14 protein-coding genes are annotated in these 15,224 nt (G+C 73.5%); 8 read left to right on the top strand and 6 right to left on the bottom strand.

Going from position 1 to position 15,224, the window contains the following annotated elements:
* Window position 1 precedes the first annotated feature (1 nt).
* The 3 genes from DT057_RS18135 to zapE are packed head-to-tail and all read right to left on the bottom strand — an operon-like array spanning window position 2 to window position 2,142.
* Window positions 2-460, bottom strand: a complete 459-nt coding sequence (locus DT057_RS18135) for a SoxY-related AACIE arm protein (protein ID WP_128563507.1) — start codon at window positions 458-460, stop codon at window positions 2-4.
* Entirely contained in the window at window positions 457-939 is a 483-nt protein-coding gene (gene soxX / locus DT057_RS18140; RefSeq protein WP_128563508.1) for a sulfur oxidation c-type cytochrome SoxX, read from the bottom strand. Before soxX ends, DT057_RS18135 begins: the two co-directional genes overlap by 4 nt.
* 3 nt (window positions 940-942) lie before the next feature.
* A complete protein-coding gene (zapE, locus tag DT057_RS18145; protein ID WP_128563509.1) occupies window positions 943-2,142 on the bottom strand; it encodes a cell division protein ZapE in 1,200 nt (399 codons plus the stop codon).
* 286 nt (window positions 2,143-2,428) lie between these two features.
* Between zapE and DT057_RS18150 the strand changes: the two genes are divergently transcribed.
* Window positions 2,429-3,004 (top strand): GNAT family N-acetyltransferase, encoded by a 576-nt coding sequence (locus DT057_RS18150; protein WP_128563510.1) that lies wholly within the window; start codon window positions 2,429-2,431, stop codon window positions 3,002-3,004.
* 127 nt (window positions 3,005-3,131) lie between these two features.
* On the top strand, window positions 3,132-3,347 hold the full coding sequence (locus DT057_RS18155) for a hypothetical protein (RefSeq protein WP_128563511.1): 216 nt from the start codon (window positions 3,132-3,134) through the stop codon (window positions 3,345-3,347).
* Between the two features lie 124 nt (window positions 3,348-3,471).
* Here DT057_RS18155 and DT057_RS18160 read toward each other — a convergent pair whose 3' ends face one another.
* From DT057_RS18160 to DT057_RS18170, 3 genes are all read right to left on the bottom strand, one after another.
* On the bottom strand, window positions 3,472-4,506 hold the full coding sequence (locus tag DT057_RS18160; RefSeq protein ID WP_128563512.1) for a phosphotransferase: 1,035 nt from the start codon (window positions 4,504-4,506) through the stop codon (window positions 3,472-3,474).
* Between the two features lie 246 nt (window positions 4,507-4,752).
* Entirely contained in the window at window positions 4,753-5,070 is a 318-nt protein-coding gene (locus DT057_RS18165; protein ID WP_128563513.1) for a hypothetical protein, read from the bottom strand.
* Between the two features lie 143 nt (window positions 5,071-5,213).
* A complete protein-coding gene (locus tag DT057_RS18170; RefSeq protein ID WP_128563514.1) occupies window positions 5,214-5,633 on the bottom strand; it encodes a fascin domain-containing protein in 420 nt (139 codons plus the stop codon).
* 306 nt (window positions 5,634-5,939) lie between these two features.
* On the opposite strand from DT057_RS18170, the gene DT057_RS18175 reads away from it, so the two are divergent.
* From DT057_RS18175 to DT057_RS18200, 6 genes are all read left to right on the top strand, one after another.
* A complete protein-coding gene (locus DT057_RS18175) occupies window positions 5,940-6,554 on the top strand; it encodes an invasion associated locus B family protein (protein ID WP_128563515.1) in 615 nt (204 codons plus the stop codon).
* A gap of 167 nt (window positions 6,555-6,721) precedes the next feature.
* Window positions 6,722-8,023, top strand: a complete 1,302-nt coding sequence (gene rlmN, locus DT057_RS18180; RefSeq protein ID WP_128563516.1) for a dual-specificity RNA methyltransferase RlmN — start codon at window positions 6,722-6,724, stop codon at window positions 8,021-8,023.
* Between the two features lie 109 nt (window positions 8,024-8,132).
* A complete protein-coding gene (scpA, locus tag DT057_RS18185; RefSeq protein WP_128563517.1) occupies window positions 8,133-10,310 on the top strand; it encodes a methylmalonyl-CoA mutase in 2,178 nt (725 codons plus the stop codon).
* Between the two features lie 71 nt (window positions 10,311-10,381).
* Window positions 10,382-12,289 carry a M23 family metallopeptidase gene (locus DT057_RS18190; protein WP_128563518.1) on the top strand — a complete coding sequence of 636 codons (1,908 nt, stop codon included), beginning with the start codon at window positions 10,382-10,384 and terminating at the stop codon, window positions 12,287-12,289.
* A 183-nt stretch (window positions 12,290-12,472) separates the two neighbouring features.
* Window positions 12,473-12,940, top strand: a complete 468-nt coding sequence (locus tag DT057_RS18195) for a (2Fe-2S)-binding protein (RefSeq protein WP_128563519.1) — start codon at window positions 12,473-12,475, stop codon at window positions 12,938-12,940.
* Between the two features lie 14 nt (window positions 12,941-12,954).
* Window positions 12,955-15,129, top strand: coding sequence for a xanthine dehydrogenase family protein molybdopterin-binding subunit (locus DT057_RS18200; RefSeq protein ID WP_128563520.1), 2,175 nt, complete (start codon window positions 12,955-12,957; stop codon window positions 15,127-15,129).
* Window positions 15,130-15,224: the final 95 nt, after the last annotated feature.

The raw sequence follows: 15,224 nt of genomic DNA on the forward strand, positions 1-15,224 counted from the left end.
GTCAGCCCTCCACGCAGGCCGCGAGGGTCACGATCGCGTCGGCGGTCGCGGACCAGTAGCTGCCGTCGCTCATCTCCGCGACGGCCGTGACGGTCTGCGAATCCGACAGCCGGATGCGGGTCGCCACCGCGGCGCGCCCGGCCCGGGGGCCGAGATGGAGCGTGACCACGTTCGGCTGCGGGTTCTTGTCGTTGAACACCGCGATGCGGCGCACGTGGTCCGCCTCCGTCATCGGGCTCTCGACCGTGATGGCGAGCGGCACCGAGTTGCCGTTCTCGACGAGCGGCGGCATGTCGAGGGCGACGCGGCCGGGCCGGACCGCCGCCTCGCCGGCGAAGCGCCGGATCGCGGCGGCGGTCGCCTCCCGGGGCGCGCGGGCCGCGGCCGGGCGCACCAGCAGGACGCCGAGGAGGCCGGCCCCGCCGGACAGGACCGCGCGGCGGTCGGGAGGTGGCGTCATGGCGTGTCTCTCCTGGCGCCGGGCGATCCCTCGCCGGGCGGATCGCCGCCGGCCGGACCGCCCCGGAGGGTGGCGAGGTAGGCGACCACGTCCTCGATCTCGCCGGCATCGAGGATCGGCCGGCCGCGCCAGGCGCTCGCGACCCCGTCCGACCCGTCGACCCGGTAATACGATGGCATCAGGGTGTCGGGATTCAAGACGCGCCCGTCGACGAGCCGCAGCCGGAGCTGCCCGGCCGTGAGCCGCGCCCCGGCCGCGGCGAGGTTCGGCCCGAGATCGCCCTCCGGCCGGCCGCCGAGGCCGGCGTGGCACAGGTTGCAGAGCCCCTTGCGGGCGTCGCGCGCGATGGCGGCGCCGCGGCGCGGGTCGCCGGCGGCCCCGGCGAGGGGCTCCGGGATCGCGTCGCCCGCCACCGTGTAGGGGGCGAGCGCCGGCTGGGTCAGGGCGAGGAGGACGGCGAGGCACCGGCGCGCCCGCACGGCTCAGGTCTCCACCAGGCCCGCGCTGCTGCCCGAGGCCTCCGAGTCCGCCCGGCCGTGGGGCCGCGCCAGGTAGGCGTCCGAGCGCATCTCGATCAGGCGCGACACCGTGCGCTCGAACTCGAACGCCTCGCGGCCGAACTCCGCCGCGTAGAGGTCCTGGGGCTCGGCCGCCGCGGAGGCCAGGAGCTTGACGCCGGTGTCGTAGAGCGCGTCGATCAGGATGATGAAGCGCTTGGCCTCGTTGCGCTGCGCCAGCCCCATCACCGGGATGTTCTCCACGACGAGGGTGTGGAAGCGCTGGGCGAGGGCGAGGTAGTCGGCCGCGCCGAGGGGGCGGGCGCACAGGTCCGCGAAGGTGAAGCGCGCCACGCCCCCGGCGGCCTCCGGGATCGAGACGTCGTGGCCCTTGACCTGGAACGTCGTCGGGCGGCCCTCGGCCACGCCGGAGAGCGACCGGAAGGCCCGGGTCAGGGCCTCGGCCGCGGCCGCGTCCGCCGGCACGTGGTAGACCGGGCTGCCGCCGAGCTTCTCCAGGCGGAAATCCGTGCGCGCGTCGAGCCGCACCACCGCGACCCGCTCGAGCAGCAGGCCGATGAAGGGCAGGAACAGCGCCCGGTTGAGGCCGCCCTCGTAGAGCCGGTCGGGCGCGACGTTCGAGGTCGCCACCATCACGACGCCGTGCCCGAACAGGGCCGTGAACAGCCGCCCGAGGATCATCGCGTCGGCGATGTCCGTGACGGTGAACTCGTCGAAGCAGAGCAGGCGCGCCTCCGCGGCGAGCCCCTCCGCCACGGGGGCGATCGGGTCGTCGCCCTTGGCCGTGCCCTGCTTCACCGCCTGCCGGTGGCGGTGGATGCGGTCGTGCACGTCGCCCATGAAGGCGTGGAAGTGGACCCGGCGCTTGGCGCCCGGCGCGGCCTCGTAGAACAGGTCCATCAGCATGGTCTTGCCGCGGCCGACGAGGCCCCAGACGTAGAGCCCGAGGGGGCCCGAAGCGGGCTCGGGCCGGCGGCCGAACAGGCGGCTCAAGGGGCCGGGCTTCGCCGGCGGCGCAACCGCGTCGAGGTCCCGGATCAGCCCGTCGAAGCGGGCGACGAGGTCGGCCTGGGCGGCGTCGCGCTCGATCGCGCCCGCCTCCACCAGGGCGTCGTAGCGGTGGGCGACCGGGCCGCGGGCGGCGGAAACGGGGCTGTGCGTCACGGGCCCCCGCTTAGAGCATTTTTCCGCGAAGGGGAAACCGGTCCGGCGGAGAAAGGCCGGCGCCGCGCCGAAGCCGTCCGGGCGGGAGGGCCCGCCGCGCGGGCAATGCGGTCATCTCGTGGCGGCGCCATGCGCCGGCGGCACGGCCGGCCCGCGGGCCCGCTCCGGAACGGCGGGGCGCTTTGCTGCATTGCACAATCCGGGTGCGCAACCTCAGATCGCACCGGGTCAGGAAGGAAGCGTCCGGGACGGCGAAGCCACCCCGCATCCGGAGCACACGCGAACCATGCCCCATCACGAACCGGCGGGAGCCACGATCCGGCGCCTGTGGCCGAGCGACCGCGCCGCGATCGAGACCCATTTCCGCTCCCTCGACCAGGACTCCCGCTTCAACCGCTTCATGGGCGCGGTGAGCGCGGCCGGGGCCGGGGCCTACGCGGCCCGCTCGCTCCAGGCCGAGGGCCTGGTCTTCGGCGCCTTCGTGGACGGCACCCTGCGGGGCGTCGGCGAGGTGCGCCCGACGGCGGCCGGCGGCCTCGGGAGCGACGCCGAGGCGGCCTTCACGGTCGAGCGCGACTTCCGCTGCCGCGGCCTCGGCACCGCGCTCGCCGGGCGCCTGTCGCACGCTTCCCGCAACGCCGGCGTGAAGCGGCTGCACGTGCGCTGCCTCTCCCACAACCACCCGATGCGCGGGCTCGCCCTCAAGCTCGGCGCGGACCTCGCCGTCTCGGGCCGGGAACTCCACGCCACCCTGGCGCTGGCGCCGCCGACCCTGTTCTCGCTCTGGAGCGAGGGGATGGAGAGCCTGCTCGACGTGGCGCTCGCGGCCCTCGCGCCGCGCCGGGCCGCCGCGCCGGCCTGACCGGGCCGCCCGCCCGGACGGGGCCGGAAGATGGCGGACTGCCACGGTCCGGCCCTGCCCGCGCCGGAATCCTCCGCTCAAAGCCTCCGGGGACGAAAAGCCTTCGGGGGCGAGAGGAGTGCTTCGGATGCAGGCCAGCCAGACGACGCGCATCGGCGACGCCGGCCGCGACGCCGCCGCCGACCTCGAGCAGTCGGTCGCCGCCACCCTGCGCACCATCGCGGCGGTCCAGGCGGAGCGCGTCGCCCCGCCGGTGCGCTCGGCCCGGCTCACCCTCGCGACGCTCTACGGCGTGAGCCGCCTCCAGCGCCGCCTCGAGCGCGAGCGCGAGCTCCCGGGCTGAGGGCCGGGTCCGGACCCGCGCCCTGCGGGGAGAGCCGGCGACGGGCCGGCACGCCGGGATTCCTGCCGGCGCCGGGATCTTGCGGTCGCCCGGGCGCCCCGGGCCGCCGATGCGCCCCGGTCCCTCAGCCCCGCGCCAGCTCCCAGCCCCGCTCGGCGAGCGCGATGCCGAGCGCGCCCTTCTGGGCCGCCTCGTCGCTCGAGGCATTGCCGGCGACGGAGCGGGCGAGCACGCCCTCCAGGATCACCGCGAGGCGAAACAGCGCGAAGGCGACGTGGAAGGGCGTGATGCCGTCCGCCCGCCCGGTCCGCTCGCAGTAGCGCCGCACGTACTCGTCCTGGCTCGGGATGCCGAGGGCGGCGAGGTCCCGCCCGAGCATGCCCCGGTAGGCCCGCGGGTCGGTGTTGTAGGCGATGCAGTTGTAGCCGAGGTCGGCGAGCGGGTGGCCGAGCGTCGCCAGCTCCCAGTCGATGATGCCGATCACCCGCGGCTCGGTCTCGTGGAAGATCATGTTGTCGAGCCGGAAGTCGCCGTGGCAGATCCGGGTCTCGTCGCTGTCCGGCACGTGGGCGGGCAGCCACTCCGCGAGGCGGTCGATGGCCCGGTTCTCGCGGGTCTTCGAGGCCGCCCACTGCTTCGACCAGCGCTCGGTCTGGCGCCGGAAGTAGTTGCCGGCCCGGCCGAAATCCGCGAGGCCGATCGCCCCCGGATCGACCCGGTGGAGGCGGGCCAGGGCCTCGTTCATGCCGTAGTAGATCGGCGCCCGCTCCTCGCGCGCCAGCTCCGGCAGGGCCGGGTCCCAGAACACGCGGCCGTGCAGCCGCTCCATCAGGTAGAACGGCGTGCCGACGACGCCCGGGTCGGCGCAGTACGCCACGGCCCGGGGCACCGGCACGTCCGTGCGGGCGAGCGCCTGCAGCACCCGGAACTCGCGGTCGACCGCGTGGGCGGAGGGCAGGAGCTTGCCGGGGGGCTGCTTGCGCAGCACGTACTCGCCCGTCTCCCCCACCACCAGGAAGGTCGGGTTCGACTGACCGCCCCGCATCTGGCGCAGCTCGCGCATGGCGCCGAGGCCCTGCTCCGCCAGGAAGCCCTCCAGCGCCTCGGTGGGGAAGCGATGCGCCTCGCGCACCGGGATGGTCTCGGGCAGGTCAGACATTCAGGGACCGTCGCGTCGGGCTCATGGAGGGCAGGACCATGCCCCGGGACCATGCCCCAAGCGGGAGCGCCGGTCATTCGTGCAGCGCAGCAATTCGCCGCTCCCCCGCGAGGGCGCGCATGACCCGGTCCGGGACGTGCGCGCCCGGCGCCGCACCCGCTCGCGCCGCGAGCGGGTGCGGCTCTCAGCCCCGGTTCCGGGGCGCTCGCGCGCGCCGAAACTGGCGTCCCATCGGCGCGGAGCGCCCTAGCAAGGCGCCGTCGAGGGGATCCAGTAAGGCTGGAGTGGGGAGATCCAGGTCGTGAGATTGACCCCGCAGCCCTTGTCCTTCTCCTTCATGAAGTAGAGTTCCGCCGCGAGCCAGGCCGCGAAGATCGCCAGCCCGGCCGCGGCCGCGATCGCGAGCGGCCCCACCGCCATCCCGGGATTGACGATGTACGCGGCGAGTGCCGCGCAGGCCTTGGCGACATTCTTCGCCGCGCCGAGCTGGACCATGACCCGGTGCGGAACATGGACCGTGTAGCGCGGGACGAAGCCGAAGGTCGTGTCCGCCTTGAACGTCACGCCGGTGAAATCCAGATCCTCTTCCGCTGCCGCTCGTTCAGTCATGGGATGGAACTCCGATCGAAGATGCAAGCATGGTATGTCCAGTTCCGTGAGGTGGTGGGGTGATCACGCGCGGCGCTGGTGCGCCGGGACGGTTCGGGTCATTCGGTGATCAGCGTCGTGACCTTGAACTGGCAGTACGGATCGATCTTCTGCTTGGCGGCCTCGATCGGGTTGCGGTCGCCGCGGTCGATCCGGCTGAGATACAGGCCGTTGGCGGCGCGCAGGGCGACGACGCCCGGTGAGATGTTCTCGACCGTGAACACGCTCGCTCCTTCGATATTGGGATGCTGTATCTCGATTGTTTGCGTGCTGCCTCGGTTGATCCAGCCCAGGTAGCGGCCGGTATCGCCTTGCAGCGCGATCTGATTGGTGCCCAATGAATGTACGGTGAAGCTGTTGAACCGGTTGATTTCCGGATGGGCTGACTCGAGCGGATTGGTATCGCCCCGATTGACTCGACCGAGATAAAGTCCCTTATCGCCCTGCAGCACGATTTTGATCTGTGGGAGCTGTGCCATGACTGTCTATCGTCTCCGTGATTTGCTCAAGGATGGATCTCTATCGCCACTGGAAGTTATGTCAACATGGCACTCCGTTGGGTAAGTAGAGTAAGTGATTGAGATATCACCGCTTAGTGAAAGCGACTTGTTTTGGAAAATTGATTTCGATCGCGACCGCGACCGCGACCGCAGTCCCGGATCGGTCGGGCGCGCGGCGCCGGGCCGCCCCGCCCGACGGCGTCGCCGCGGGGCATCCACGGGCATCGCCATCAAGAGGCACGGGCCGCGCTTCAACCGGCGCGCCGCCTGCTCTAAAGTGCCCGCATGATGCGCGCATTCCTCCCCACCCTCGCCTGCCTGTCCGTCCTCGTCGTCCCGGCCGCGGCCCGGCCGAAGCCCCGGGCGGAGGCCGCGCCCGCGAGCCTCCAGGCGAGCCCCGTCGGCACCTTCGGCGAGTGGAACGTCTTCGCCGCCGGCGAGGGCAAGGGCCGGATCTGCTACGCCATCAGCCAGCCCCAGGCCCGGCTGCCCAAGACCCTCAAGCGCGACCCCGCCTACCTGTTCGTGACCGTGCGCAAGGGCGAGAAGGCCGGCAACGAGGTCGCCCTCATGCTGGGCTTCGCCCCCAGGCCCGGCAGCGCCCAGGCCGGCGCGCCCACCGCCACGGCGGCGGCCAACGGCGCCGTGCCGGCCGCCCCGGTCTCGGCGGCGAACGACCCGACGCTGTCGATCGGCCCGGCCCGCTACGCCCTCGTGGTGAAGGGCAGCAACGCCTGGGTCCAGAACCCGGCCGACGAGGGCCGGGTGGTCGCCGAGATGAGCCGGGGCAAGAAGGTCGTCGTCAAGGCGGTGTCCCAGCGCGGCAACGCCTCGACCGACGAGTACGGGCTCGAGGGCTTCGGCGAGGCGCTGAAGCGCACCCGCGAGGAGTGCAAGTAGGCCCACGGGCGCCAGGAGGCCCGTGGGCGCGAGGAGGCCCGCGGGAGGGCGGGCCGCGGCGGCCGCCCCCGGAGCCGGGGAGCATTGCGGCGGCGGCGGTCGCGTTCCGGCGCGAAACTCCCTATATGCCTCGAGATATCCGCACACCCTCAGGGCACAGGCACAGCATGGCGACGGGGTCGATCGACACCGCCCGGCGCGGGGACCGCGTCATCCCGGCTCCCCTCGACGCGATCGAGAAGACGCCCGAGGTGCGCCCCGAGGCGCTCGCGCCCGCGGGCCCGGCCTCCCTGGTCGGCCTGACCCGGGCCGCCCTGAAGGCGCGGCTCGCCGGGATGGGCGTGCCGGAGCGCGAGCAGCGCATGCGCGCCGGCCAGCTCTGGCACTGGATCAACGTCCGGGGCGCGGGCGCCTTCGACGAGATGACCAACGTGGGCAAGGCCCTGAAGGCGCAGCTCGCCGAGACCTTCACGCTCGACCGCCCCGAGGTGGTGAGCGAGCAGGTTTCCCGCGACGGGACCCGCAAGTGGCTGCTGCGGATGCCGCCGACCGGCCCGCACGACCACAACCGCGGCGCCGAGATCGAGTGCGTCTACATCCCGGCCAACGACCGGGGCACGCTCTGCGTCTCGAGCCAGGTCGGCTGCACGCTGACGTGCTCGTTCTGCCACACGGGCACGCAGCGGCTCGTGCGCAACCTCTCGGCCGCCGAGATCGTCGCGCAGCTCGTCGTCGCCCGCGACCGCCTCGGCGACTGGCCCGGGCGCACGCCGCCCAAGGGCGCCTTCGTGCCGGTGGACGGCTCGCGCTTCGTCTCCAACATCGTCTTCATGGGCATGGGCGAGCCGCTCTACAACGTCGAGAACGTGATCGACGCCGTGGGGGTGATGAGCGACAACGAGGGCCTCGGGCTCTCGCGCCGGCGCATCACGGTCTCGACCTCCGGGGTGGTGCCGCGCTTCGAGCGCCTCGGCCTCGAGGCGAACGCCATGCTGGCGATCTCCCTGCACGCCGTGCGCGACGACCTGCGGGACGAGCTGGTGCCGCTCAACCGCAAGTACCCGATCCGGGACCTGCTCCAGGCCTGCCGCACCTATCCGGGCGTCTCGAACGCCCGGCGCATCACCTTCGAGTACGTGATGCTGAAGGGCGTCAACGACGCGGACGCGGACGCGCGCGAGCTGGTGCGCCTGCTCAAGGGCATCCCGGCCAAGATCAACCTGATCCCGTTCAATCCCTGGCCGGGCTCGCGCTACGCCTGCTCGGACTGGGAGCGGATCGAGCGCTTCTCCGAGATCGTGTTCAACGCCGGCTACGCCTCGCCGGTGCGCACGCCGCGGGGCCGCGACATCCTGGCGGCCTGCGGCCAGCTCAAGAGCGAGACCGAGAAGCTGCGGGCCCGCGCCCGGCTGATGCTGGAGGACGGCATCGGCGCCGAGGGCGTCTACGGCGCGCGCGACGACGCGTGAGGGGAGCGCCGGCGCGCGCGCCGCCGTCCGGCCGTCCGCCCATTGGCCCTGCGGGCTCGCGCGCCTATAAGCGTCCGGGAGACGCGCCACCAACGAGAGCCGCAGGCCGATGACCCGCATCCCGGATTTCGCGGAGATCGCTTACGCTCCGGCCGCCGCCGGGCCGGCAGGCACGGGGGGGACCGCCTCCTCGGGCGAGCCCTGGATGACGCCCGAGGGCATCCCGGTGAGGGGCGCCTACGGCCCGCACGACCGGGAGGGCCTCGACCTCGCCGGCTCCTACCCGGGCATCGCGCCCTTCCTGCGCGGCCCCTACCCGACCATGTACGCGACCCAGCCCTGGACGATCCGGCAATATGCCGGCTTCTCCACGGCCGAGGATTCGAACGCCTTCTACCGGCGCAACCTCGCGGCCGGGCAGAAGGGCCTCTCGGTGGCCTTCGACCTCGCCACCCACCGCGGCTACGATTCCGACCACCCGCGGGTCTCGGGCGACGTCGGCATGGCGGGCGTCGCGATCGACTCGATCTACGACATGCGCACCCTGTTCTCGGGCATCCCGCTCGACCAGATGACCGTGTCGATGACCATGAACGGCGCCGTGCTGCCGATCCTGGCGCTCTACATCGTGGCGGCCGAGGAGCAGGGCGTGCCGCCGGAGAAGCTCGCCGGCACGATCCAGAACGACATCCTCAAGGAGTTCATGGTCCGCAACACCTACATCTACCCGCCGGCCGGGTCGATGCGGATCATCTCGGACATCTTCTCCTACACCTCGGCGCACATGCCGAAGTTCAACTCGATCTCGATCTCCGGCTACCACATGCAGGAGGCGGGCGCGACGCAGGACCTCGAGCTCGCCTACACGCTGGCCGACGGCGTCGAGTACATCCGGGCCGGGCTCGCCGCCGGCCTGACCATCGACCAGTTCGCCCCCCGCCTGTCGTTCTTCTGGGCGATCGGCATGAACTTCTTCATGGAGGTGGCGAAGATGCGGGCGGCGCGCCTGCTCTGGGCCTCCCTGGTCCGGGATTTCGCGCCGCGCTCCGACAAGTCGCTCGCCCTGCGCACCCACTCGCAGACGAGCGGCTGGTCGCTCACCGCCCAGGACGTGTTCAACAACGTCACCCGCACCTGCCTCGAGGCCATGGCGGCGACGCAAGGGGGCACGCAGTCGCTGCACACCAACGCCCTCGACGAGGCGCTGGCGCTGCCGACCGACTTCTCCGCCCGCATCGCCCGCAACACCCAGCTCTTCCTCCAGCAGGAGAGCGGCACCACCCGAATCATCGATCCGTGGGGCGGCTCCTACTACGTCGAGCGCCTCACCCGGGACCTCGCCGCCCGGGCCTCGGCCCACATCCGCGAGGTCGAGGCGCTCGGCGGCATGGCCAAGGCGATCGAGGCCGGCATCCCGAAGCTGCGCATCGAGGAGGCGGCGGCCCGCACCCAGGCGCGGATCGATTCCGGCCAGCAGACCATCGTGGGCGTGAACAAGTACAAGCCCGTCGCCGACCGGGCGATCGAGCTCCTGCGGGTCGACAACGGCAACGTGCGCAGCCTCCAGATCGACAAGCTCCGGCGCCTGCGGTCCGAGCGCGACCAGGCGGCCGTGGACGCGCGCCTCGACGCGCTCGCGGCGGCGGCGGCGCGCCAGGAGGGCAACCTGCTCGCGCTCGCCGTCGAGGCGGCCCGGGCCAAGGCCACGGTCGGCGAGATCTCGGAGGCGCTCGAGCGCGCCTGGGGCCGGCACCGGGCCGAGATCCGCTCGATCTCGGGCGTCTACAAGCGGGAGATGGGCGGCATGTCGGGCGCGGTCGAGCGGGTGCGGGGCCTCGTCGAGGCCTTCGAGGAGGCGGACGGGCGCCGGCCCCGCATCCTGGTCGCCAAGATGGGCCAGGACGGGCACGACCGGGGCCAGAAGGTGATCGCCTCGGCCTTCGCGGATCTCGGCTTCGACGTCGACATCGGCCCGCTCTTCGCCACGCCCGACGAGGCGGCCCGGCAGGCGGTGGAGAACGACGTCCACATCGTCGGGGTGTCGTCCCTCGCGGCCGGCCACCTGACGCTGGTGCCGGAGCTGAAGGCCGCCCTGACGGCGGCCGGGCGGCCGGACGTGATGATCGTGGTCGGCGGCGTGATCCCGCCGGGGGATTTCGACGCCCTGCGGCAGGCCGGCGCCTCGGCGATCTTCCCGCCCGGCACCGTGATCGCGGAGGCCGCCGCGACGCTGATCGACGAGCTCGGCCGGCGTCTCGGCTACGGGGCCCGCGAGGCCGCGGAATAGGCCGGCGGTCTCAAAACCGTCACGGTTCTGGGGCCTCAGGCGGCTCTCCCCCGTCTCACAGGCCGTGCCGAGTGTCCGCCGACGCGCATTTCCTCCGCGACGCCTCCCGTCCGGCCCCGCCGCCCCGGCAGGCGCTCAACCTGCGCTGGCTCGCCGCGAGCCTGCTCACCGGCGTCGCGGGCGCCGGGCTGATCGGGGTCGCGCTGATCCTGGCGGCCAACGACGGCATCGTGGCGACGCTCCCCGAGCGGGCGGTGCTGCCCCGCCAGGACGGCCTCGCGGCCGACGCCGCCCGCAAGGGCGACCGGCTGGTGCGCGACGAGATGATCGTGGCGGCCCGGACGCAGTTCCGGGCGCCGATGACCGAGCAGGCCGGCGACCGCGAGGTGATCAAGGTCCACGCCTACGTGCAGATCGCCACCGATCTGCCGCTGCGGGCCCCCGACGTGCCGGTCCCGCCCTTCGATCCCCTGCGCAGCGCCCGCAGCGACGCCCTGCCGGCCGAGGACGCCGATTCGGACCCGGCCGAGACCGCCGTGAGCCTGGTGCGCGGCCCCCTCGCCGACGCCGCCCTCGACGCCGCGGCGCCCGCCCTCTCCGATGCCGAGGTCGACGCCCTGGTGACCGAGACCCGGCGCCTGACGGGCGGGACGGACACCCTGCCGCCGGCCTTCTCGCCGGAGCGCCTGCTCTCGCGCGCCCTGCGGCCGGGCGCCGGCGAGGGGGCGGGCGAGGGCACCAGTGCCGGTGCCGATGCTGGTGCTGGTGCCGAGGCCGGTGTCGGCCGGGAGGGGCGCTTCGGGTCGATCGAGGTGCGCATCCTGCCCGAGAACCTGACCGCGGTCCCGGAGGCCTTCGCGGCCCCGGCCCCGCCCCTGTTCGAGGAGCGCGACCTCGTCCTCGGCAAGGATCAGGGCCTGGCGGGCCTGCTGCGGGCGAACGGCGCCGGGCCGGACCGGCTCGCCGCGATGCTGGCGAGCTTCAGCGCCCGGGCGCGGGGCGAGCTGAGCCAGGGCCAGCACGTGCGCCTGCTCGTCGCGCCCGAGGGCGAGGGCCGGGGCATCGCGCGGGTCACGCTCTACGGCGAGGAGGGGATCGAGGAGATCGTGGCCGCCAACGACCGGGGCGGCTTCGTCTCGGTGGCGCCGCCGCGGCCCGGCACCGCCCCGGCCGACGAGGAGGATGCCGGCGTCAGCCTGTACGAGAGCCTCTACGGCACGGCGCTGAAGAACGGCGTGCCGCGCCCGATCATCGAGGAGCTGGTGCTCGCCTTCGCGTACGGGATCGACCTCCAGCAGCGCACCGCCTCCGGCGACCGGGTCGAGCTGTTCTTCACCGAGGACGAGGATGCCCGGCCGGAGCTCCTCTACGCGGGCCTGCGCATCCACGGCGAGACCCTCGGCCTCTACCGCTACCGGGTCCCGGGCACCGGGGAGATCGACTACCTCGATCCCGCCGGGCGCTCGAGCCAGAAGTTCCTGATGCGCCGCCCGGTGGCGGAGGGGCGGATCAGCTCGCCCTTCGGGGCGCGGCTGCACCCGATCCTGGGCTATTACCGCCCCCACAACGGCGTCGACTGGGCCTCCACCCGCGGCACCCCGATCATGGCGACGGGCGACGGCACCGTGGTGTCGGCCGGGGCCCGCTCGGGCTACGGCAACCGCGTCGAGATCCAGCACGCCAACGGCTACTCCACGGCCTACAACCACATGGCCCGGATCGGGCGCGGCATCGTGCCGGGCGCCCACGTCCGCCTGGGCCAGGTGATCGGGGCGGTGGGCACCACCGGGCTCTCGACCGGGCCGCACGTCCACTACGAGGTGGCGATCAACGGCCGCTTCGTCGACCCGATGAAGATCCGCCTGCCGAGCGCCCGCGAGCTGGCGGGCGGCGGCCTCGCGGCCTTCCGGCAGGCCGAGGAGCAGATCGACGCCCTGCGCCGGCGCCACGGCGGCAGGGCGCTGGCGGCCCGGACCTGAGGGGCGCGGCCCGCGCCGCGAGGTCATGCGACTCCCGCGTGCGGTTGCCCGCTCGCGCATCCGTCAATTGACAGTCCCGCCGCCCTGGCTTGAATTGCTCCAGGTCCCGGCTGCCCGTTCGCGGCGGTCCCCGGCGGCGCGGCACGCTCCCGGCGCCTTCCCCCAACCGGAACGGAAACGCCCATGATACGCCTGAACGTGAACGGGTCCGTGCGCGAGGTCGAGGCGGAGCCCGACACGCCCCTGCTCTGGGTCATCCGCGAGCAGGTCGGGCTCACCGGCACCAAGTACGGCTGCGGCATCGCCCAGTGCGGCGCCTGCACGGTCCATCTCGACGGGCAGGCGGTGCGCGCCTGCTCGCTGCCGGTCTCGGCGGTCGAGCCCGGCCAGAAGATCGTGACCATCGAGGGCCTGAGCCCGGACCGCTCGCACCCGGTCCAGAAGGCCTGGGCCGAGCTCGACGTGCCGCAATGCGGCTTCTGCCAGTCCGGCATGATCATGGCGGCCGCGGCCCTGCTCGCGCAGAACCCCAGGCCGAGCGAGGCGGACATCCGCCAGGAGATCACCAACATCTGCCGCTGCGGCACCTACAACCGGGTGCTCGCCGGCATCACCCTCGCCGCCCAGGGCGGCGAGTCCGGCCGCGGCTGACGGGAGACGCCCCCATGACCCTCGCGCTCTCCCGCCGCGGCTTCCTCGCCGGCTCGGCCGCCGCCGCCGGCGGCCTCACCCTCGGCTTCCACGTCCCGGCGCAGGCGCAGGCCGCCCCGGCGGCCTCCCCCGAGATCAACGCCTGGGTGGTGGTGCGCCCGGACGACACCGTGGTGATCCGCATCGCCCGCTCCGAGATGGGCCAGGGCACCCTCACGGGCCTCGCCCAGCTCGTCGCCGAGGAGCTCGGCTGCGACTGGGCCAAGGTGACGACGGAGTACCCGACCCCGGGGGAGAACCTCGCCCGCAACCGCGTCTGGGGCGACTTCTCCACCGGCGGCAGCCGCGGCATCCGCGAATCCTACGTCGCGGTGCGCCAGGGCGGGGCCGCCGCCCGCACCATGCTGGTCGCGGCCGCCGCCCGGGAATGGGGCGTCCCGGCGGGCGAGTGCCGCGCCGAGAAGAGCGTGATCAGCCATCCGGACTCGGGCCGCAGCACGACCTACGGCCGGGTCGCGGCGGCCGCCGGCGCCATGGCGCCCCCGGCGGAGGTGGCGCTCCGGGACCCCAGGGACTGGACCATCGCCGGCAAGCCGCTGAAGCGCCTCGACACGGCCCCGAAGCTCGACGGCTCCCAGGTCTACGGCATCGACCTCGCGCTGCCCGGGATGCTCAGCGCCGCGATCCGGGACTGCCCGGTCGTCGGCGGCACCGTGAGGAGCTTCGACGCCGCGGCCGTCGAGAGGATGCCGGGCGTGCGCAAGGTCGTGCAGGTCGGCGAGACCGGCGTCGCGGTGGTGGCCGACACGTTCTGGCGCGCCAAGACCGCCGTCGAGGCGCTCCCGGTCGTCTGGGACGAGGGCCCGAACGCCGCGGTCTCGAGCGAGACCATCGCCCGGATGCTGCGCGAGGGGCTCGACGCCGACGAGGCCTTCGTCGGCAACAAGGCCGGCGACGTGCAGGCGGCGCTCAAGGGGGCCGCCAAGGTGGTGGAGGCGACCTACGCCTACCCGTTCCAGAACCACGCCACCATGGAGCCGATGAACGCCACCGCGCGCTGGACGCCGGAGAGGTGCGAGGTCTGGACGCCGACCCAGAACGGCGAGGCGGCGCTCGCCGCCGCCGCCGAGGCCGCCGGCCTCTCGGCCCGCAACTGCGAGGTCTACAAGATCCACCTCGGCGGCGGGTTCGGGCGCCGCGGCGCCACCCACGACTGGGTGCGCCAGGCGGTGCTGATCGCCCGCGAGCTCCCCGGCACCCCGGTCAAGCTGATCTGGACCCGCGAGGAGGACATGACCCACGGCCGCTACCATCCGGTCACGCAGTGCCGGATGCGGGCGGCCCTCGACCAGGACGGCAACCTGACCGGGCTGCACATGCGCATCTCCGGCCAGTCGATCCTGGCCGGGATCATCCCGGGGCGGCTCGGGCCCGACGGCAAGGACCCGGTGACCTTCCAGGGCCTCAACCCGGGCGGGGCGGAGGCGGCGATCGGCTACGGCATCCCGAACCTGCTGATCGACCACGCCATGCGCAACCCGCACATCATCCCGGGCTTCTGGCGGGGCGTGAACACCAACCCGAACGCGATCTACCTCGAATCCTTCATGGACGAGGTGGCGCACGCGGCCGGGCAGGACCCGCTCGCCTTCCGGCGCAAGCTGATGGCCCGGCACCCCAAGCACCTCGCGGTGCTGAACGCGGTCGCCGAGCGGATCGGCTGGGAGAGCACGAAGCCGCCCGCCGGCGTGCATCGCGGCCTCGCCCAGATCATGGGCTTCGGCAGCTACGTCGCGGCCGCCGCCGAGGTCTCGGTGGCCGACGACGGCAAGGTGCGGGTCCACCGCATCGTGGCGGCGACCGACCCGGGCGTCGCCGTCAACCCGCAGCAGATCGACGCCCAGGTCGCCGGCTCCTTCGTGTACGGCCTCTCGGCGGCGCTCTACGGCGAGTGCACGGTGAAGGACGGCCGCATCGAGCAGACGAACTTCGACACCTACCCGGTGCTGCGCCTCGACGAGATGCCGGCGGTGGAGACGATCCTGCTGCCCTCCGGCGGCTTCATCGGGGGCGTCGGCGAGCCGACCATCGCGGTCGCCGCGCCCGCGGTGCTCAACGCGATCTTCGCCGCCACCGGCAAGCGGGTGCGCCGGATCCCGGTGCGCCACACCGACCTGAAGCGCGCGTGAGGCGCCGTCCCGTCCTCCTCGCGGCGGCTGCCGCCGCGGCGGCCGCTGTCGCGGCGGCAGCCGCCGCGGCCTCGGCGGCCGCGGCGGCACCGGGC

The organism is Methylobacterium crusticola (assembly GCF_003574465.1).
GTDB lineage: Bacteria > Pseudomonadota > Alphaproteobacteria > Rhizobiales > Beijerinckiaceae > Methylobacterium > Methylobacterium crusticola.